The organism is Shewanella psychrotolerans, from assembly GCF_019457595.1.
GTDB classification, from domain to species: Bacteria; Pseudomonadota; Gammaproteobacteria; order Enterobacterales; family Shewanellaceae; genus Shewanella; species Shewanella psychrotolerans.
In genome coordinates this window covers 1,950,459-1,969,573 of record NZ_CP080419.1, presented here as the reverse complement: position 1 = coordinate 1,969,573, position 19,115 = coordinate 1,950,459, and the positions used below count along the sequence as shown (strand labels likewise).

At 44.6% G+C, this 19,115-nt stretch carries 17 protein-coding genes and 1 pseudogene; 8 read left to right on the top strand and 10 right to left on the bottom strand.

Annotated features, from left to right (window positions below; all coding sequences use genetic code 11):
• The first annotated feature begins 212 nt into the window (after positions 1-212).
• A complete protein-coding gene (locus K0I62_RS08770; protein ID WP_258405121.1) occupies positions 213-1,850 on the top strand; it encodes an NfeD family protein in 1,638 nt (545 codons plus the stop codon).
• A pseudogene (locus tag K0I62_RS08765) lies at positions 1,837-2,595 on the top strand (slipin family protein); the annotation flags it as partial. The gene K0I62_RS08770 and the pseudogene K0I62_RS08765, both read left to right, overlap by 14 nt.
• A gap of 277 nt (positions 2,596-2,872) precedes the next feature.
• Here K0I62_RS08765 and K0I62_RS08760 read toward each other — a convergent pair.
• The 4 genes from K0I62_RS08760 to trhO all read right to left on the bottom strand — a co-directional run bounded on the left by K0I62_RS08760 (position 2,873) and on the right by trhO (position 6,867).
• A complete protein-coding gene (locus K0I62_RS08760) occupies positions 2,873-3,904 on the bottom strand; it encodes a DUF2955 domain-containing protein (RefSeq protein ID WP_220071064.1) in 1,032 nt (343 codons plus the stop codon).
• A 7-nt stretch (positions 3,905-3,911) separates the two neighbouring features.
• The gene (locus tag K0I62_RS08755; RefSeq protein ID WP_220071063.1) at positions 3,912-4,970 is read right to left on the bottom strand and encodes an HlyD family secretion protein; all 1,059 of its coding nucleotides are present in this window, start codon (positions 4,968-4,970) and stop codon (positions 3,912-3,914) included.
• 8 nt (positions 4,971-4,978) lie between these two features.
• The gene (locus tag K0I62_RS08750; RefSeq protein WP_220071062.1) at positions 4,979-5,452 is read right to left on the bottom strand and encodes a MarR family transcriptional regulator; all 474 of its coding nucleotides are present in this window, start codon (positions 5,450-5,452) and stop codon (positions 4,979-4,981) included.
• A gap of 431 nt (positions 5,453-5,883) precedes the next feature.
• Positions 5,884-6,867 (bottom strand): oxygen-dependent tRNA uridine(34) hydroxylase TrhO, encoded by a 984-nt coding sequence (gene trhO / locus K0I62_RS08745; protein WP_220071061.1) that lies wholly within the window; start codon positions 6,865-6,867, stop codon positions 5,884-5,886.
• A gap of 344 nt (positions 6,868-7,211) precedes the next feature.
• On the opposite strand from trhO, the gene K0I62_RS08740 reads away from it, so the two are divergent.
• The 5 genes from K0I62_RS08740 (at position 7,212) to ilvN (ending at position 13,088) form a co-directional block, all read left to right on the top strand.
• Positions 7,212-7,865, top strand: a complete 654-nt coding sequence (locus tag K0I62_RS08740) for a glutathione S-transferase (protein ID WP_220071060.1) — start codon at positions 7,212-7,214, stop codon at positions 7,863-7,865.
• A 246-nt stretch (positions 7,866-8,111) separates the two neighbouring features.
• Positions 8,112-8,987 carry a class II glutamine amidotransferase gene (locus K0I62_RS08735; RefSeq protein WP_220071059.1) on the top strand — a complete coding sequence of 292 codons (876 nt, stop codon included), beginning with the start codon at positions 8,112-8,114 and terminating at the stop codon, positions 8,985-8,987.
• A 309-nt stretch (positions 8,988-9,296) separates the two neighbouring features.
• The gene (locus K0I62_RS08730) at positions 9,297-10,481 is read left to right on the top strand and encodes a multidrug effflux MFS transporter (protein WP_220071331.1); all 1,185 of its coding nucleotides are present in this window, start codon (positions 9,297-9,299) and stop codon (positions 10,479-10,481) included.
• Positions 10,482-10,872: 391 nt separating this feature from the next.
• A complete protein-coding gene (locus K0I62_RS08725) occupies positions 10,873-12,594 on the top strand; it encodes an acetolactate synthase 3 large subunit (RefSeq protein ID WP_220071058.1) in 1,722 nt (573 codons plus the stop codon).
• Positions 12,594-13,088: an acetolactate synthase small subunit gene (gene ilvN / locus K0I62_RS08720; RefSeq protein WP_220071057.1), complete on the top strand. Its 495-nt coding sequence runs from the start codon at positions 12,594-12,596 to the stop codon at positions 13,086-13,088. The genes K0I62_RS08725 and ilvN overlap by 1 nt, the downstream gene beginning before the upstream one ends.
• A 96-nt stretch (positions 13,089-13,184) precedes the next feature.
• On the opposite strand, the gene K0I62_RS08715 is transcribed toward ilvN, so the two are convergent.
• The gene (locus K0I62_RS08715; RefSeq protein ID WP_220071056.1) at positions 13,185-13,625 is read right to left on the bottom strand and encodes an excinuclease; all 441 of its coding nucleotides are present in this window, start codon (positions 13,623-13,625) and stop codon (positions 13,185-13,187) included.
• Between the two features lie 341 nt (positions 13,626-13,966).
• Between K0I62_RS08715 and K0I62_RS08710 the strand changes: the two genes are divergently transcribed.
• Positions 13,967-14,887 carry a LysR family transcriptional regulator gene (locus K0I62_RS08710; RefSeq protein ID WP_220071055.1) on the top strand — a complete coding sequence of 307 codons (921 nt, stop codon included), beginning with the start codon at positions 13,967-13,969 and terminating at the stop codon, positions 14,885-14,887.
• Between the two features lie 96 nt (positions 14,888-14,983).
• On the opposite strand, the gene K0I62_RS08705 is transcribed toward K0I62_RS08710, so the two are convergent.
• Genes K0I62_RS08705 through K0I62_RS08685 form a run of 5 tightly spaced genes read right to left on the bottom strand, consistent with a single transcriptional unit; the run spans position 14,984 to position 19,036 of the window.
• The gene (locus tag K0I62_RS08705; RefSeq protein WP_220071054.1) at positions 14,984-15,571 is read right to left on the bottom strand and encodes a cytochrome c3 family protein; all 588 of its coding nucleotides are present in this window, start codon (positions 15,569-15,571) and stop codon (positions 14,984-14,986) included.
• Positions 15,572-15,581: 10 nt separating this feature from the next.
• A complete protein-coding gene (locus K0I62_RS08700) occupies positions 15,582-16,025 on the bottom strand; it encodes a nitrate reductase cytochrome c-type subunit (protein WP_258405143.1) in 444 nt (147 codons plus the stop codon).
• A 47-nt stretch (positions 16,026-16,072) separates the two neighbouring features.
• Entirely contained in the window at positions 16,073-18,562 is a 2,490-nt protein-coding gene (napA, locus tag K0I62_RS08695) for a nitrate reductase catalytic subunit NapA (RefSeq protein ID WP_220071052.1), read from the bottom strand.
• Positions 18,563-18,564: 2 nt separating this feature from the next.
• A complete protein-coding gene (locus K0I62_RS08690) occupies positions 18,565-18,822 on the bottom strand; it encodes a chaperone NapD (RefSeq protein WP_220071051.1) in 258 nt (85 codons plus the stop codon).
• A gap of 55 nt (positions 18,823-18,877) precedes the next feature.
• A complete protein-coding gene (locus K0I62_RS08685; protein ID WP_220071050.1) occupies positions 18,878-19,036 on the bottom strand; it encodes a periplasmic nitrate reductase, NapE protein in 159 nt (52 codons plus the stop codon).
• Positions 19,037-19,115 lie beyond the last annotated feature (79 nt).

Sequence of the window (19,115 nt, the reverse complement as noted above, 5' to 3'; positions counted from 1 at the left end):
CAATGTCCAAAAATAATCGCGGTGCCAGCAATCAAATAATCTTAATTAGGAATAAATCGGGGCGTAATCTCCCTAACAACAACCATCGTTACCCGAAGCTCTGATGGGTGGTAGCCCCGTTTTGTAAACATTGTTATTTGCTACAAAGATGGCACCTGCCCAATGAAACTTAATGAACTAAACTTAATAATGGCTCGACTTAGGACGCCGTTATGAGCACACAATTAAGATTAGCAAACAGGGAACGCAAGGATAACGATCTGCGCGACCGCAGGCCGAATAAATGGCAAAGGATTAACCGCCAACAACTCAACCTGATAATGAGCATTATCATAGGTATGGTTACGGTACTGCTCCTGAGTATGAGTGTCTCAAGCACCGCTATGACGCAAACGGAGACCAACACCAAGCAGTCTGAACAATCCCATCGACTATCTCAACAATCAAATGCTCAAAAGGTAATCAAACAGCATCTGTCCATGACGCAAAAAATTCCTTTGTTACGCTTTGAAGGGGCAATTGGTCCAGCGGTGAGCGAATACTTGGTCAGCGAAATCACTGAGGCTAATAAACTCCCTGTGTCACAGCGGCCACAACTGCTGATGATCACTATGGATACCCCTGGCGGCCTTGTCAGTAGTTTACACACCATCAACCAAGCGATATTGGCATCAAGAATTCCTATTGTATGCTTAGTATCGCCATCAGGTGCCAGAGCCATGAGCGCCGGAACCTATATCTTGTACGCTTGCCATGTCGCTGCGATGGCACCCGCCACCACCTTAGGCGCGGCAACACCAGTAAAGATAGGGGGGTCGATGTCGCGCCCCCAGAATACGCCCACTCCTAATGAATCCAATCCTACTGTTCAAGGTGATAAAAGGAGCAGTGATGAAAAGAACAAAGATAGCGTCCGCCCAGCAGATAATAGTTCGTCTATAGAACGCAAGACCCTAAATGATGCCGTTGCGAGTATTCGCGCCTTAGCTACACTGCGAAATCGTAACATCGACTTTGCCGAGCGCGCGGTGACCGAGGCTGCCACATTAACGGCAACTGAAGCCTTGGCAGACAATGTCATTAACTTTATCGCTAATGACGCGCCAGATCTGCTGGCGCAACTTGATGGTACCCAAATCGAGTTGGGTGATCAGCGGCTCACATTAATCTTAAGCAATGCTGAACTCATTGCGCATCAGCGCAGCTGGCGTAATCACTTTATTGCGACCATTACCGACCCAAATATCGCTTACATTTTAATGCTGATTGGTATTTACGGCTTACTACTCGAGTTTTATAGCCCAGGCGTGGGTGTTGCTGGGGTAACAGGTGCGATATCACTGCTTATCGCATTATATGCTTTTCAGCTGCTGCCAATTAACTATGTCGGTCTCGGCTTGATGGTATTAGGTATCACCTTGTTGATTGCCGAATCTATGATGCCAAGCGTGGGGATTTTCGGTTTAGGCGGCGCGGTGGCATTTGCCTTAGGCTCCATTTTCCTTATCGACACTGATGTAGAGCATTTTGCCATTTCGCTACCGCTCATTGGCGCTGTAACCCTTACAACCTTGTTGTTTTCGCTATGGGTATTAACCACCCTGTGGCGGCAGCGTCACCGACAAGTGGTTAGTGGCGATGAGGCAATTATCGGTGCAGAGGCCATTGTTATAGAGGGCTTTATTGAAAAAGGAGTTGTCAGCCTTGATGGTGAACATTGGGCCGCAATAAGCAATAAACCCACCTATACGGATCAGCGAGTTTTGGTGGTGGCTAGAGAGCACCTCACCTTAAAAGTGACCCCGGTTCCCACCCTTTCCTCTAAGGAGATAGTCAATGGACGCGATTAGTTACAACCCTTCGGTATTTTTTGTGGCGCTAGCATTTTTATTACTGGCATTACTTTTTAGTACCTTCAAAATCTTACGTGAATATGAACGCGGCGTGATCTTTATGCTGGGGCGCTTTTACCAAGTAAAAGGGCCGGGACTGATCATTGTCATCCCCTTTGTTCAACAAATGGTGCGAGTGGATCTGCGTACCGTAGTAATGGATGTGCCCACTCAAGATGTGATCAGCCGTGATAATGTGTCAGTTAAGGTTAATGCTGTACTCTACTTTCGGGTGATTGATGCGCAAAAGGCGATCATTAACGTGGAAGACTACTTACAAGCCACCTCCCAGCTAGCACAAACGACCCTGCGGTCGGTATTAGGCCAACATGAATTGGATGAAATGCTCGCCAATCGTGAGATGCTCAATACCGACATCCAATCGATATTAGATAGTCGTACCGATGGTTGGGGCATTAAAGTGTCGAATGTCGAGATTAAACATGTGGATCTGAATGAAACCATGGTACGCGCCATTGCAAGGCAAGCTGAAGCTGAACGTACTCGACGAGCCAAAGTGATCCACGCCTCAGGCGAAATGGAAGCCTCGGCTAAGCTAGTTACGGCGGCGCAAACTCTGGCCAAAGAGCCTAACGCAATCCTACTGCGCTACCTGCAAACGTTAACCGAGATTGCTGGTGAAAAAAATTCAACGATCTTATTTCCGCTGCCGATGAACCTACTTAACGGTGTAATGGATCAAACCCTATCTGACGAGGTATCAGCCGCAACAGGCAAAGCGGCGACAAGTCATCATAGTGGTACAAGTAGCGACCTAAATAATAAAGTAAGTAGCGATGCCAGTTATGATGCTGTCAACGAGAATCGAGATGACATCACGCCAAATGAGGATGATCTAGTTCGCTCCGGCCGAGCGGTTCAGAGCGTAGAGGAACAATCGAAACCAGACTAAAAGCTTGGCCTAATAAGTGATAGCAACGACTTAGGCCAACTCTATTTACATCAAAAATTAAAGCAGACTAATGGCCAAAGCGAGTCGCTTCAAAACGATTCAATATACTGTGCACAACATAGCAAACGATAAGCGTGGCAACGATTGCTATCAAAATGCTGCTCGTACGATAAAGCCCACTAAAAATTAGATCATTATTCGGGGTTAAATTCTGTCCGTATAGAATGCCTAAAGTTGTCATGCCCGCAAAACCAACACCTGAGCCTATCGCCTCGGTAATATGCGCCTGACTAAACAGTAAAGTAAATAGCCAAAACAGAGGTAACAACAACAATAATTCATGAGACCAGTTATACAGCAAGAGTTGAATCAATAAACCACAACTGACACCAATGATCGTCCCTAAAGCTCTGCGACGGGCATACCCTAACGCCCCATTCCAATGCATAGGAAAAAGTAAGATTAAAGTCGTTGCCTGAGCCGATAGCGAATCTCGTAGATCCAAGACCTGAAAAACACAAAAGGAAATCGTTGCAACTGTAGCCCCCAGTAATGCTTCATGGCGCATTCGATGAGGTGCTTTATTTCCCCCTGAAAGCGCAGTTCTTGGTGCCACATCTGGAAATATTGCCATCATCAAAAAAGCGATGCCTATCGAGCTAATATGGCCCCAAAAGTTACAAAATATGAGATCGTTTACATTAGTATCGGGATAACTAGCAAAGTGCAGCATGATACTTAGGCTGATCACACCGTTAGCACCGAATAGGAATAAACTCCCTTTTGACATACAAGCAAAACGATACAGAAACAGCACAAAGGCAATTGCGGTCATCATCATTGGCTGGCCGCCAAATAGACCCGCTAACACGCCAACTTCAACAATTGATAATACCGACGAAGCGATCACTTGCCTCGTTATTGCAGCAGAGATGATAGGGACAAGTCCAAGCAATAACATGGGAGTGACCGTAAAAAACACGGCGTAATTAAACCCCATCACTTTGCTGATCATAAAACCCAGAGTTCCCCCTGTCGCAATACGAAGACATTGCCTAAGATCATTGCGACTCATGGGGTGGTGACGTATCAACTGCATACCCACCTCAATAGATGAAATGCAGCAAGCTAATGAGCTTTATTTGCAGCGTGGCCAAGATGCTAAAAAAACGGTTACTCGGTTGTAACTGTACTGTCGCCTTTGCCCCTGCAGGTAAACTATTCATCAAAGGTTGGTCGAGCTCAAGATGCAACCTGAAACGCTGTGCATCACGTACCCATCGATTAGATTCGGTAGGCGTTGCCAAACGACCATCGGCCGCAAATTGTGCATTGCTCACACCCGCATCAACACTTGTCACACTGGCCTGATATAACTGTCCAGGTTGACCATCAAAGGCCACCATTGCCACAGTACCGGGTGAGACATGACGCAGGCTCTTCTCACGGAAATCGGCAATCACATCCACATCACCAAGCACCAAAGCCATCACCGCTGCGCCATTATTAACCATATTGCCCGTGGCCAATTGCAGGTTGGTTACCACACCATCTTGTTCGGCGCGAACCTTGGTATAACTAAGCGACAGTTTCGCCTTTTCGACATTGTTTTTTGCCTGACGTAATTTAAGGTTTCCCTCTCCCGCTTCACCACGAAGCGTCACGATCTTAGCCAGTTGGGCTTTAGCCGCCAGTAACTGCGACAGACTCGCTTTAACCTCGGTCTGAGCCTGATCGATCATCTGCTGCGAGATGCTGTTATTAGCGTAAAGTGACTGCAAACGTTTAGCTTCTCGTTGTTTAAGGGCATAATTAGTTTCACTAGCGTTCACATCAGCTTCTGCAGCCGCGATAGAGGCATCAAGTTCTGCGTTGTCTTGACGAGCCTGTTCTAATGAAAGTTCCGCTTGCTCTAGTGCAAGCTCGTAGGGCGTAGCATCGAGACTAAATAACAGATCACCTTGCTTCACTTGCTGATTGTTTTTGACTTCAACCTTAATCACTCTACCGCTGATCTGCGGAGCAACCTGAGTTATTGTTCGTGTCGCCATCGCTTGAGTTGTGAGCGGCATCTGTAAATCGGCCAACAAGAAGTAACTAAATAACAGCATGAAGCCAACAATGGCAAACTTAACTAATCGGGTAAATTGTTGATCTGGTGTCATACTTTCTCTTATTCCTCGCCTTTTAACATAGTAGGATTTAATTTCTTAATCGCGTTATCACTGATCTGATTAAGGGTCGACTCAAACATCGACAATGCCTCTTCAGAAATGCCGGCATACAGCTGTGCTCGTATCCCCATAATCCGAGCTTCCATAAACTCGATCACTTCAAAGCCAGTTTGAGTTAACGATATTCTCCTCGCTCGCTTGTCAACGGGACAACAATGTCTATCGATAAGCCCTTGCTGCTCTAAATGCCCTAATGTACGCATCAATGACGCCAATTCTATCTCTAGGGCGTCAGCCAGTTCTTTTTGACTAATATCCTGACCCATACGATACAGCTTCCACAGCGCACTCCAACGCGAGTAGGTTAAACCTAACGGTGCAAGCTCTACGTCGGCAACCATACGCCACAAACGAGCTAGTCTGCCTAAACGTTCAGCAATCGATGATTGTGCTAGTTGATTTATACGTTCCATAAGAGGTTACTCATTACTTAGCATGCTAAGTATTATATATATTTAGCATGCTAAGTAAATCTATCGGTAAGGATTTAGATGTAAAAGAGGATGAAAAAGCAGATACACTAGTGCTAATGAATTGATATGCAATGGTAAAATTTTTTATTCGTTTGTCGCGATGATTTAGGCCTCTGTCGGGACAGAACCTTGTACAAGATAGGTTAACGCACATTAACAAGAGAAATAAAAAAGCGAGCATTGCTTAATACAATACTCGCCTTTGTTTTTTACACTAAAAAGTTAATAGAAATTAAACCAAAAACCAACTATTTACCGCTCTATTAACCCTGTCTTAAAACCGATATGTCGCCCGATGCAACTTATCAATGACAGTAATTGGAGTATAGCCCGTTATCCAAAAACTGCCCAATATCTAGTGAAAAAATCGCTTACTTTCTACTGTCGTTTTGGCTTTGTTTCAACGCAAGTTTATCTTGACGACGTTTCTCTATCACCGAGTTTACATCGCTACCTATGTGCGACTCACCACGGGCATTCGCAAGCTGAACCTGGCGCTCACGTTCTGCGAAACGCTGACGCTGCTTCTCGGTCACCTTGTCGATACAATGAGGGCAACTCACCCCTTTAACATAGTGCTCACTGGCTTTATCGGCTTCGGTGATAGGTAATCGGCAGGCGTTGCACTGATCGTAATCTCCTTTCTCAAGGCTGTGATTAACCGAAACGCGATTATCAAACACAAAACATTCACCCTGCCACATACTCTCTTCAGGTTTTACCTCTTCAAGGTATTTAAGCACACCACCTTCAAGGTGATACACCTCATCAAAGCCTTGTTCTTTGAGATAAGCTGTTGATTTTTCGCAGCGGATCCCACCGGTACAGAACATAGCGACTTTCTTATGCTTGGCCGGATCGAGATTTTCTTTCACGTAGTCAGGAAACTCTCTAAACGTTTGCGTCTTAGGATCAACCGCATTTTTAAAGGTACCAATACTCACCTCGTAATCATTACGGGTATCGATCAGCAACACATCGGGATCAGAAATCAGCTGGTTCCAATCTTGTGGTTTAACATAAGTACCGACCACTTTACGGGGATCAATGCCCTCGACGCCCATGGTGACGATCTCTTTTTTTAGCTTAACCTTAGTGCGATAAAATGGCATTTCATCATCGAATGACAATTTATAAACTATGTTATCTAGCCCAGGCTGTTGGTTTAACCATTGTAGTAATCCATCTATGGCTGCTTGAGTCCCAGCCACAGTCCCGTTAATCCCCTCGGCGGCAAGCAACAAGGTTCCTTTGATATTCGTTTGTTCCATTTGAGCCAATAACGGCTGCTGAATATCGGTATAGTTAGGCAGTGAAACAAACTTATATAAAGCACAAACAACAACTTGAGACATACTTTCCTCTATCTGCTGGCTGAGGCTTAATCCCCAGTGCATGGTCATTCGCTAGAAAACGTGATTTCTCGCGCAAAATTGAGGCGGAATAATACCTAAGTCACGCTCAAATAAACAGGGACAAAAAGTAAGGGTATTGGGTTAGCAAAGGCGTGAAGGCAAAGATAACAACGGCGCCAACACTAGCGATTGACAATCGACAGCCAATAATATTTCTATTTCTGTTTGCGATCTTGTCCAAAGCAGTGAAAACTATCTCATTTGAATAGCGATCTCATTTAAACAGCGAGCGCTTTTTCAAAGCAATCGCTTCGATAAAAGATCGACTCGAAGATGGAGAGTTTATGCCCCACCCAATATTATATTCATTTCGTCGTTGCCCTTATGCGATGCGCGCGCGACTGGGTATTTTGCTAGCAACACAAACCGTTGAGCTAAGAGAGATCGTGCTCAAGCACAAACCTCAAGCGATGCTAAAAGCAAGCCCTAAGGGCACTGTACCTGTGTTAGTTCTCGATACTGGTAAGGTAATTGATGAAAGTTTAGATATTATGCGCTGGGCGCTTGAGCAAAATGATCCACTCGATCTACTGATGCAAAACTCAATTAACCATCAGACAACTGCCGCCAAATTGATAGCGCACAACGATACTGATTTTAAGCTCTGGCTTGATAGATACAAGTACGCCGACCGCTTTCCTGAATATGAAGAAAGTTATTATAGAAACAAAGCCGAAAGTTATATATCACAACTAGAAGCACAGCTATTAGATAGAGACAATCTTGTTAGACAACAAGTGTCTATCGCCGATATTGCCATTTTTCCTTTTATCCGCCAGTTTGCCCACGTTAATTTGACATGGTGGAATAATTCGCCCTATCCCCGAGTCAAATCCTGGCTCGATATGCATCTTCAAAGTGAGCCATTCTCATTGATAATGAGCAAATACCCGACTTGGCTAGAAAGCGGGAAATCTGTGTTATTTGGCGCACAATAAGCTATCGACAACCCTTATCGCCCCAGATAGTGGCCAATAGTGCCACTTAAACTGAGCTAGGGTTAAGATACAGAATAACGCAACTCATTTTGCGCCGAATTAGCCGCAATCATTCACCACTCCTGACCGATTTCAACTTGTTTACAGCCTAATCAAGAATATTACTTTGTAAGTCTTAGATATCAGGCTAAATTTGACTTTAAGCGTATTGTTTCAACTTTAACCCCAATCTGGATAAGAGAATTCATGTGCCGGTTTTTAACTTACAGTGGCCCTAAAGCCTTGATGTCGCCATTGATATTTCAAGCGACAAACTCACTGGTGATGCAAAGCAAATATGCGCAAAAGCGTAAAGTCCCTACTAACGCCGACGGCTTTGGTTTGGGTTGGTACCCGACTCAAGATGATCCCATCCCAGCTACATTTGTTAACGTCGATCCCGCATGGAGTAATCGCAACCTTAAAATGATCGCTGAAAAGGTAGAAACAAGACATTACTTTGCCCATGTACGTGACGCATCAAAAGGGATGCCAGTAAGTCAGGCAAACTGTCATCCATTTGGCTGCATGCATTATTTGTGGATGCACAATGGTCGCCTAGATCAGTTCGAAAAATTTCGCCGTCCTTTACTCAATATGCTGACAAATAGAGCGTTTGACTTAATCAAAGGCAACACTGACTCAGAATATGCCTTCGCGCTATTTATGGATAAGCTTGGCTTTATAGCAAATGCGAGTTTAAGTCAGCTCGAACAGGCAATGGAAGCCACCATAGAAACCATTATGTTACTAAGAAAAGAAGCTGGTGCCGATAGTAATGCATTTATCAATTTTGCCGTTACTGACGGTTACCATACCCTTGTGACTCGATTTGCGACGCTCAAGGAAGCTAAACCTGCGTCGCTGTTTTTTGGCCAAGGGATCATATCTAACAATAACGGCATGATAGATTTCACCCCTGATACGAGTAACAGCGCATGCATTATCATTTGTTCAGAGCCCCCAACCGAAAACAACGGTCGCTGGACTAAGGTTGAACGCAATCATATTGTTTGTGCCAGTGGCCATGAAAGTGTATATCAAAGACCGGTCAACTTACCGTTTCAGGCGGAGCTTGGATAACATCGGCTAACATCGGATATGAAAAGTTAATCGCATTGGTCATCGCCGAAATAGCTAACAACAAACACTGCCTTGTTGGGCGGTGTTTTTATATAATACGCAAAAGATTTTGTTACAAAACCTCCATTTTAGATGCGATTCTAACGCAATAAACCATTAGCTAAAATAACTCCAGATACCGTACAATTAGCATTCTCCTAGATAACACCCCACCCATTGTTATCACACCTAATTTTTAATCTTATCGCTCACGAGGTACTAGTGAACAAAGCGTCGATCTCGAAATCAAGCAATCGAGCTAAGGCAAACATGCCTAATTTAGCGCTATTGATCCCCATGCTATCAGCAATTGTGGCGATCACGCCGTTAGCAATCGACATGTATTTGCCGGCAATGGCAACGCTTGCCGCAAGTTTTAACTCAAGCATCACTACAGTACAGCAGTCACTAAGCCTCTATTTAGCGGGTTATGGCCTCGGTATGCTCACTTTTGGCCCAATTGCAGACCGAATTGGACGCCGCCCCTTGGTCATTATTGGCTTATCGGGATTTATGCTAGTCAGCCTATCACTCGCATTTGTGACCAATATTGAACTGTTTTTAGGATTACGCTTCTTACAAGCCTTTATCGGCGCCGCTGCGACCGTGGTCGTGCCAGGTTATATCAAAGAGGTTTACGGCAGTAACACCGCTAAAGGTATGTCTTATGTCAGCCTTATCATGATGTTAGCACCGCTCATCGCACCAACGATAGGAAGCTTTATTTTAGAGTTGGGCGACTGGCACCTGATCTTCTTTATTTTGGCTTTCTATGCCTTAGCTTTGCTGATACTGGTATCAACCAAGCTAAGAATGCCATCTGACACCCAAATAGAAAACCGCAGTCAAAAGTCGTTTTTTGGTGCCTATGCCGTGGTATTCACCAAACCGGGCGTTAAGCTGCATATTGCCAGCGGAGTGATGACCTCTTTTGCCTTTTTTTGCTATTTAACCGCATCGCCTTTCGTCTATATGGAAGTGTTTGGTCTAGACAAATCACTGTTTGCGATTCTATTTAGCACCAACGTCGGCGCGTTAATGTTAGCCAACGTGATTAATAGCCGCATCGTAGGTCGATTTGGCTCAAGGCGAATGTTAAAAGTCGCAACCTTTTTAGCAGCCATCGCAGGTAGTGCACTACTAACGGTTAATCTATTGGGATTAAGTTATCACTACACTGTGGCGATGCTGATCCCATTTATGGGCTTTCTAGGCATAATGTCGGTTAATGCTGATGCCATAGTATTAATGAAGTTTCAAAAAGAAACAGGCACAGCAACAGCCGTAATTGGCACCCTACGTTTTGGATGTGGCGCGCTAGCGGGACCACTTCTCGCACTCTTTTATACGGGTACTGCAGTCCCCTTTTCAGCCTTAATGCTAGGTGCCGTTTGTCTTGTAGGTCTGTTTCAGTTTATCACCCATCATTCCCCCCCTTTAGGTGACGCCGCCTAACGAGACAAGTGTGGTGCAGGCTAGTTTTGCGGCACCACACTTGTCACAAATCAGAAAAGATTTCGACTTAGCATTTGTTTCAGATTAAACACTTCAATATCACCACCCAATCGATTATTTATTTGCCACTCAATAGCGTCTTTTTATCGACTCATCGTTAGTTTTTTTTCATCTTGATAAAGTTTTTCAATAAAAGGTTTGAATTAACAAGATTATTTTATATGATGAAAATCTGTTCATTTTTAAACAGTCACCCAAGCTTAATAAGCTCGAAAACGATTTCAGGGTGGTAAACGAGTTTGAATTACCCTTCAAACTTAAATTTCTAGCGATTACCGTCGCTGTATCAAGATACTGCATACCGTAGCGGTAACTTAATGAGGGATCAAAAATGGAGAAGTTATCCGGCGCCAGCATGATCGTCCGATCACTAATCGACGAAGGCGTTAAACATATTTTCGGCTACCCCGGTGGCTCAGTGCTCGATATCTACGATGCACTTCATCAAAAATCTGGCATCGAACACATACTCGTTAGACATGAACAAGCCGCCGTTCACATGGCAGATGGCTATGCACGCGCTACGGGAAAAGTTGGTGTAGTCCTTGTTACCTCAGGACCTGGCGCAACCAATGCCATCACCGGCATAGCGACCGCTTACATGGACTCAATTCCACTAGTGGTATTATCTGGCCAAGTACCCAGCAATCTTATCGGCAACGATGCGTTCCAAGAATGCGACATGATTGGTATCTCTCGCCCTGTGGTTAAGCACAGCTTTCTTGTGACCGATGCTAAAGACATTCCCGATATCATTAAGAAAGCATTTTATATTGCGTCAACCGGACGCCCTGGCCCTGTGGTCGTCGATATTCCAAAAGACTGTTTAAATCCACAAATACTGCATGAATATCAATACCCTGATGAAATTAACATGCGCTCGTACAATCCAACAACCACAGGACATCGCGGTCAGATCCGCCGCGGTTTACAAGCCTTATTGGCAGCCAAAAAACCGGTACTCTATGTGGGTGGCGGCGCGGTGATCTCTGGCTGCGACAAACAGATTTTAGCGATATCTGAGAAACTAGGTATTCCAGTTGTGAGCACCCTTATGGGCCTTGGCGCGTTTCCGGGCACCCATGCGAACAGCTTAGGGATGCTTGGTATGCATGGTTGCTATGAAGCCAATATGGCCATGCATAATTCAGATCTTATCTTCGGTATAGGGGTTCGCTTCGACGACAGAACCACCAATAACGTCGAAAAATATTGCCCCAATGCGACTATTTTACATATTGATATCGACCCATCATCGATCTCTAAAACAGTTCATGTGGATATTCCCATCGTCGGCTCAGCAGATAATATTCTCGACAGCATGCTTGAGCTACTTGAGGAAGACAATGCTGGCAAAAACGATGAGGCCGCTATCGACTATTGGTGGAGTGAAATTAATCAATGGCGCTCACGAGATAGCTTAGCCTATGACAAAACCAGCGGTCGTATTAAGCCACAGCAGGTGATTGAAACCCTTCACAAGCTCACCAATGGTGATGCCTATGTTGCATCCGATGTCGGCCAACACCAGATGTTTGCCGCCCTCTATTACCCTTTTAATAAACCGCGCCGCTGGATCAATTCGGGTGGACTAGGCACCATGGGGTTTGGTTTACCCGCCGCCATGGGCGTTAAAATGGCAATGCCAGATGAAACGGTCATTTGTGTCACTGGTGATGGCTCGATTCAGATGAATATTCAAGAGCTGTCCACGGCACTTCAATATGATACGCCAGTTAAAATCATTAACTTGAACAACCGATTCCTCGGCATGGTGAAGCAGTGGCAGGATATGATCTACTCAGGACGTCACTCTCACTCTTATATGGATTCGGTACCCAATTTTGCCAAGATTGCAGAGGCCTATGGCCATGTAGGCATGACCATTAGCGATCCCGCGGAGCTAGAAGCGGGTCTTGCCAAAGCATTAGCAATGAAAGACAAACTTGTCTTCGTCGATATTAGTGTCGATGAAACCGAGCATGTCTATCCTATGCTTATTCGTGGCGGTGCAATGAATGAAATGTGGCTAAGCAAAACGGAGAAAAGCTAATGCGTCGTATTATTTCTGTATTACTTGAAAACCAGCCCGGTGCCCTGTCACGAGTGGTTGGCCTGTTCTCTCAGCGTGGCTATAACATCGAAAGTTTAACGGTTGCACCAACTGATGATATTACGCTTTCTCGGCTCAATATTACCGTGGTTGCCGATGAAGCGGTCTTAGAACAGATAGAAAAACAGCTGCATAAACTGATCGATATTCTAAAAGTGTCTAATATCACTGAAGCTAGCCATATCGAGCGCGAACTCGCACTGGTAAAGGTAAAAGCTAAAGGTGCAGGTCGTGAAGAAGTAAAGCGCACAGCCGATATCTTCCGTGGCCAAATTGTCGATGTTACTGCAGAGCTTTACACCATTCAGATGACTGGCACCTCTGATAAACTGGATGCCTTTATTACGGCAATTGGCGAAGTGACTAAGGTCATCGAAGTGTCACGCTCTGGCGTAGTGGGACTGTGTCGCGGCGAAAAATCGATGCGTGCATAAAGCGTAGCTGCAAAACACTGCACATAAAAAACGCCAGCATAATATTGCTGGCGTTTTTTACTTAATAGTTCAGATACTTGATTCTAGTCCCAAAATCTATTCGGCTAGCTTAACCACTTCACCTGTTAGTGCTACACCCGCAATCATAGCACCCGCACCACATTGGAATGTGTCTTCGCTTGATGTCAGATTGTTCTTATAGTTAGATTTAATATTGACGATCGCATTACCACCTTGCTTAACCGCACTCTTTTTCAGCGCGATCATTGCAGAAAGAAATACCCATTCGCAGGCTTCTTTGTCTGACTTATTAAAAGCGTTAGTTTTTTTGTTTGTTTTGAGATCACCCAATTTTTGCAGTGGCTCAGCATAAACTTGTTCGCCAAAGTAAAATTGTACCTCGTTGCCTAACTTAGCTTTTGCGGTTTCTGAGCTCAATGCCTCTGAAATTGAATACGCACCAATGTCATTTCTTGCATAGGCTATCGATGAGAACAGAGTGAGTAAAGATAGACCTAGAATAGTGATTTTTTTCATGCTAACAGTTTCCATTTTATGAGTTATGACCCTAACGAAGATCATAACAACAAGATCTAGCAAGGCTAGATCGTCCTTTTGATAAGGTAGCTAATTTACAGCCCTACCCTCGATTTTGTGTCTTAAGCAATACAGAAGTCCAAAACACAATGACAACTCACGGGCATAATACAGATCTCAAGCCTATTGGTAAATTCCATTTGTCCATCCATTTGGAGATCTATTGTCTAAGGTTAATCAAACAATTAACTTGTTATCGGGCCTATTGTATATATCGAAATTCACAATAAATCGATATTATCCTTAAGGTATTTACGCCATGCACGATTGGGAGCGGTTCATTGAAGCAATTTGATTTTAATTTACTTACTGTACTTGAGGTCCTACTCGAAGAGCAAAGTGTCACCTCTGCAGCAGAGCGCCTGCATTTGAGTCAATCGGCAGTAAGTAAACAGCTCAACAAGCTCAGGGAATCCTTCGATGACCAACTCTTTGAGCGCACCGCTCACGGTTTACGTCCCACACCGAAAGCAAAACAATTAGGGCCCGAAATAAGACAAATACTAAATCAAGTCGCTAAGCTAACCCGTCCTAGCGATTTCGATCCCTCAAAAAGCCGCAGATGTTTTCGCATCGAGTTGGTTGAAACAGCATACTCACTCACCTACCCACATTTTATGCCACAACTTCTCAAGCAAGCGCCTAACGTCACGATAGACAGCCATACTTGGCATAACGACAGCATGGAGCGGCTACTAAGATGCGATAATGATCTTGGTATTACCGTCCGAGAAAGGGATGACCGCTCACTACTGCACATTAAAAACCTACCAAAATCTTTAAACTATGCCGAACTCACTCGCGATCATTCGCTCTGCCTTGTCCGCGAGGGACACCCATTGCTCGATGAAGAGTGGAATTTGGACACCTTTTTAAAATATCGTCACCTGCAAGTGACATTTGGTGGGATCTCCCGTTGGCTACTCGATGATGTATTGCAGATAAAACATTTAAAACGTGACATCGCGGTCAATCTCACTGACTTTCGCTGTGCAATGCAGCTCTGTGAGCACAGTGACTTAATTCTGTGTTCGCCAGCTAAATATGCACAAGAGATGATACCGCACTTCAAGTTGGTCACGCTGCCCGTTCCTACCGAGCTAGTGCCAGGTTCCTATGTATTGTTGTGGCACAAGCATTTCGAATTTGATTCCAGCCACCGCTGGTTGAGAGAGATGATCATCAACTCGGTGAACTCTTGAAGTGAATCGATGACAAGGAGAATCGTACAAGTTGAAAATAAAAACGCCAGCGAGATGATTGCTGGCGTTTTGTTTAGTGGAGATAAAAATAAGGAGTTAGAAGCCTTCCACACCTTTCATATCAGGTAAGTGATGAGCAATACCTTTATGACAATCGATACAGGTCTTTTCACCACTGGCCAATGATGTGGAGTGCATATTAGCCGCACGTGTCGATTGACGAGTAAAATCCATGTAATCAAAATTATGACAGTTACGACATTCCAAAGAATCGTTGGCTTTTAACCGTGCCCACTCATGTTCTGCAAGCTCACGTCGTTTAGATTCAAACTTTTCTCGCGTATTGATAGTACCAAATATCTTACCCCAAACCTCTTTAGAGGCTTGCATCTTACGTGCGATCTTGTCGGTCCAATTATGAGGAACATGACAATCGGGACAAGTGGCACGCACACCGCTTCGGTTAGTGAAATGGATCGTGGTTTTTAACTCTGCATACACGTTATTTTCCATCTCGTGACAACCGATACAGAAAGCCTCTTGGTTTGTTGCTTCGAGGGCAGTGTTAAAGCCCCCCCAAAATATGACTCCAGCGACGAATCCACCTAAGGTTAAAAAGCCTAAGCTATAATGCACGCTTGGTTTTCTTAGCACCTGCCAGATTTTTTTTAACTTATCTAACATAGGTTAACTCCTAGTGCTTAGTAGCTTCAGCTTTAATGAGATGATCAATATCAATGAAGTCATTTTCAACTAACATCTTCGCGTCTAGCTGTGGCACATGGCACTGAGTACAGAAATAACGTCTTGGTGACAAGTTGGCTAAAAAGTTATTCTCTCTATCCATATAGTGAGTCACGCTTACCATAGGAGCTTGTGAGTCGCCAACACGCTTACGAGCATGACAAGACATACACTTATTCACTTTAAGATCAATTTGATACCCGTCAATCTTATGAGGAATAACCGGTGGCTGCATCGGATAATTACGCACCTCTTTTACATCGGTATTGCGCACTTTCTGCATCACAGGTGGCGTTGGGTTCGTCGCTATTGGTGCCTGTCTTAAGGTCGCGATTTTTTCATCAGGAACGCTCGCCGCATCGCCGTAAAATGCCGCACTGAGACTCGTACTCATGATTACCGCTAATGTTACAATTTTTATCAGTTTCATGGTGATGCTCCTTACGCCTTAACCACTTTAACCGCACATTTCTTAAAGTCTGTTTGCTTTGACAATGGGTCTGTCGCATCAAGAGTGACTTTATTAATAAGCTGGCTTGCATCAAACCAAGGCACAAATACCAGTCCGACAGGAGGCTTGTTTCGACCACGAGTTTCCACGCGAGTCTTAATCTCACCACGGCGTGAAATAACTTTCACTTCATCACCACGACGCAATCCGCGCTTTTTAGCATCATCAGGGTGCATAAAACAAACCGCATCAGGGAAAGCACGATAAAGCTCCGGAACGCGCTGTGTCATCGAGCCAGAGTGCCAATGCTCTAATACGCGGCCAGTCGACAACCAGATGTCATACTCTTCATCAGGCGATTCTGCTGCTGGTTCATAAGGCAAGGCGAAGATAACTGCTCTACCGTCAGGCTTACCATAAAATTCAAATCCAGTGCCAGGCTTAACATATGGATCGCTGCCTTCACGGAAACGCCATTTAGTCTCTTTGCCGTTAACCACAGGCCAACGCAAACCATGCACTTGATGGTAGGTATCAAAGTCCGCCAAGTCATGGCCATGACCACGACCGAAAGTGGCATACTCTTCAAACAAACCTTTTTGGACATAAAAACCAAAATGTTGAGCCTCATCATTCAAGAACTTAGGATCCGCTTGTTCTAATGGGAATTTATCAACATTGCCATTTTGATAAAGGACTTCAAACAGGGTTTTGCCTTTGTACTGAGGATTCGCCGCGAGCACCTCTTTTGGCCACACTTCATCGGTGGTAAAGCGCTTAGAAAACTCCATCAATTGCCATAAATCAGAACGTGACTCGCCAGGCGCTTTCACCATTTGGTGCCAGAACTGAGTACGACGCTCAGCATTACCATAAGCCCCCTCTTTCTCTACCCACATCGCCGTGGGTAAAATAAGATCGGCAGCCTGAGTTGTCACAGTAGGGTAAGCGTCTGATACTACGATGAAGTTCTCAGGATTACGGTAACCAGGTAAGCCCTCTTCGTTAATATTAGGCCCCGCCTGCATATTGTTGTTCACTTGGACCCAATAGGCATTGATGTCACCATCTTTAAGACGACGATTCTGCTCTACCGCGTGATAACCAGGCTTTGGCGGAATAATGCCGTCAGGGATCTTCCAGATGTTCTCCGCAATCTTTCTGTGCTCTGGATTATTAACGACTAAGTCTGCAGGTAAACGATGAGAGAAAGTCCCAACTTCACGTGCTGTACCACAGGCAGACGGTTGACCCGTTAACGAAAAAGGACTGTTACCAGGCGTAGAAATCTTACCCGTTAGCAGATGAATGTTGTAAATAAGATTATTACACCAAACACCACGAGTATGCTGGTTAAAGCCCATGGTCCAAAATGAGGTTACTTTGGTATTAGGATCGGCATAGAGCTTGGCCAGTTCGATCAGTTTATCTTCAGGAACGCCTGACAGTTTACTTACCGATGTGACATCATAATCGGCAACAAAGGCTTTGAAGGCCTCGAAATCAATTGGGGTCGAATTACCCGCAGTCTTTACATTCTTGGCTTTTTGTTGCAAAGGATGCGTTGGACGAAGTCCATAACCGATATCGGTTTCACCTTTACGGAAGGTGGTGTGTTTGTTAACAAAATCCCAGTTAACGGCATCATTTTGAATGATGTAATTGGCAATAAAATTAAGCATCGCCAAATCAGTTTGCGGTGTAAAGATGATTCCCAAATCCGCTAAATCAAATGAGCGATGAGTAAAGGTCGATAGCACAGACACTTTGACATGAGGCGCACTTAAACGGCGATCCGTTACTCGGCTCCATAGAATAGGATGCATCTCTGCCATGTTCGATCCCCAAAGCACAAAGGCATCGGCATGTTCCATATCATCATAACAACCCATTGGTTCATCGATACCAAAGGTGCGCATAAATCCACCCACGGCTGACGCCATGCAGTGACGCGCATTAGGGTCAATATTATTCGAACCAAAACCGGCTTTCATCAGTTTCGAAGCCGCATAACCTTCCCAAACCGTCCACTGACCCGAGCCAAACATGCCTACCGCAGTAGGACCTTTGGCCTTGATGGTCTGTTTCCACTTCTGCGCCATGGTATCGAATGCGGTATCCCAACTGATAGGCGTAAACTCACCATGCTTATCATATTTGCCATTGGTCATTCGAAGCATTGGCGTATTGAGTCTGTCTTTGCCGTACATGATTTTTGACAGGAAATAACCTTTAATGCAGTTTAAGCCGCGGTTAACTTCACTCTCAGCATCACCATGAGTGGCGACAACCTTGCCATCACGGGTAGCGACAATCACCGAACAGCCAGTGCCGCAGAAACGACAAGGAGCTTTGTTCCACTCAAGTTTAGTTTGCTCTGAACTGGTAATTAAGTTACTCGCACCAGCAGGTAGCGCTAGTCCAGCTGCAGCAGCTGCGGTCATTGCCGCATTGGCCTTCATAAATTCGCGTCTATTCATGTTCATTTTTCACCTTCTTCAAGCACTTCACTTTGGTGATAAACCATCGCGGCCGACAACACGCCCTCAATATGGTTTATGCTCTCGATATCGGACAATAATCCCTTTTGAGTTTCGCCTTCCAACACCACCACGAGTTTCACCTCATCGTTAACAGACAACTCAGCATTTTCCATCTTCATAATGGCTTGCCTAACATTAGACATGTGCTCAGGCTTTACCTGAACCACTAAGCTTGTTACGTGAAGTTCTTTGCTCATTGATAAAATCACTCTTTATTTGATAACTTTTTCTTACTTATGTGATGACTCTGGATTAGCCTGCACCTGGTGGTCCCATGATGATCTGGCTAAACCAGATGGCAAAACCCAGTCCAGAAACCAATAACACAGAAAGCAGTGGTGCAAGAAAAACGGTTAGAAACACAAATATTTTCAGCTCTAAACTTTTCTCTTCATTTGATGTGGAACTCATACATCCTCCAACAGATCATGTCGGTTTTACACCTAGTGCGCATAACAGTGACATGAGCTAAATTTTGTTAAGTAAGACA

Coding starts and splice junctions, on each gene's coding strand:
- K0I62_RS08705 (WP_220071054.1), bottom strand. CDS start 15,571: ATGTTAGATAAGTTAAAAAAAATCTGGCAGGTGCTAAGAAAACCAAGC.
- K0I62_RS08685 (WP_220071050.1), bottom strand. CDS start 19,036: ATGAGTTCCACATCAAATGAAGAGAAAAGTTTAGAGCTGAAAATATTT.
- K0I62_RS08750 (WP_220071062.1), bottom strand. CDS start 5,452: ATGGAACGTATAAATCAACTAGCACAATCATCGATTGCTGAACGTTTA.
- K0I62_RS08690 (WP_220071051.1), bottom strand. CDS start 18,822: ATGAGCAAAGAACTTCACGTAACAAGCTTAGTGGTTCAGGTAAAGCCT.
- trhO (WP_220071061.1), bottom strand. CDS start 6,867: ATGTCTCAAGTTGTTGTTTGTGCTTTATATAAGTTTGTTTCACTGCCT.
- ilvN (WP_220071057.1), top strand. CDS start 12,594: ATGCGTCGTATTATTTCTGTATTACTTGAAAACCAGCCCGGTGCCCTG.
- K0I62_RS08740 (WP_220071060.1), top strand. CDS start 7,212: ATGCCCCACCCAATATTATATTCATTTCGTCGTTGCCCTTATGCGATG.
- K0I62_RS08715 (WP_220071056.1), bottom strand. CDS start 13,625: ATGAAAAAAATCACTATTCTAGGTCTATCTTTACTCACTCTGTTCTCA.
- K0I62_RS08760 (WP_220071064.1), bottom strand. CDS start 3,904: ATGCAGTTGATACGTCACCACCCCATGAGTCGCAATGATCTTAGGCAA.
- K0I62_RS08730 (WP_220071331.1), top strand. CDS start 9,297: ATGCCTAATTTAGCGCTATTGATCCCCATGCTATCAGCAATTGTGGCG.
- K0I62_RS08725 (WP_220071058.1), top strand. CDS start 10,873: ATGGAGAAGTTATCCGGCGCCAGCATGATCGTCCGATCACTAATCGAC.
- K0I62_RS08770 (WP_258405121.1), top strand. CDS start 213: ATGAGCACACAATTAAGATTAGCAAACAGGGAACGCAAGGATAACGAT.
- napA (WP_220071052.1), bottom strand. CDS start 18,562: ATGAATAGACGCGAATTTATGAAGGCCAATGCGGCAATGACCGCAGCT.
- K0I62_RS08755 (WP_220071063.1), bottom strand. CDS start 4,970: ATGACACCAGATCAACAATTTACCCGATTAGTTAAGTTTGCCATTGTT.
- K0I62_RS08735 (WP_220071059.1), top strand. CDS start 8,112: ATGTGCCGGTTTTTAACTTACAGTGGCCCTAAAGCCTTGATGTCGCCA.
- K0I62_RS08700 (WP_258405143.1), bottom strand. CDS start 16,025: ATGAGTACGAGTCTCAGTGCGGCATTTTACGGCGATGCGGCGAGCGTT.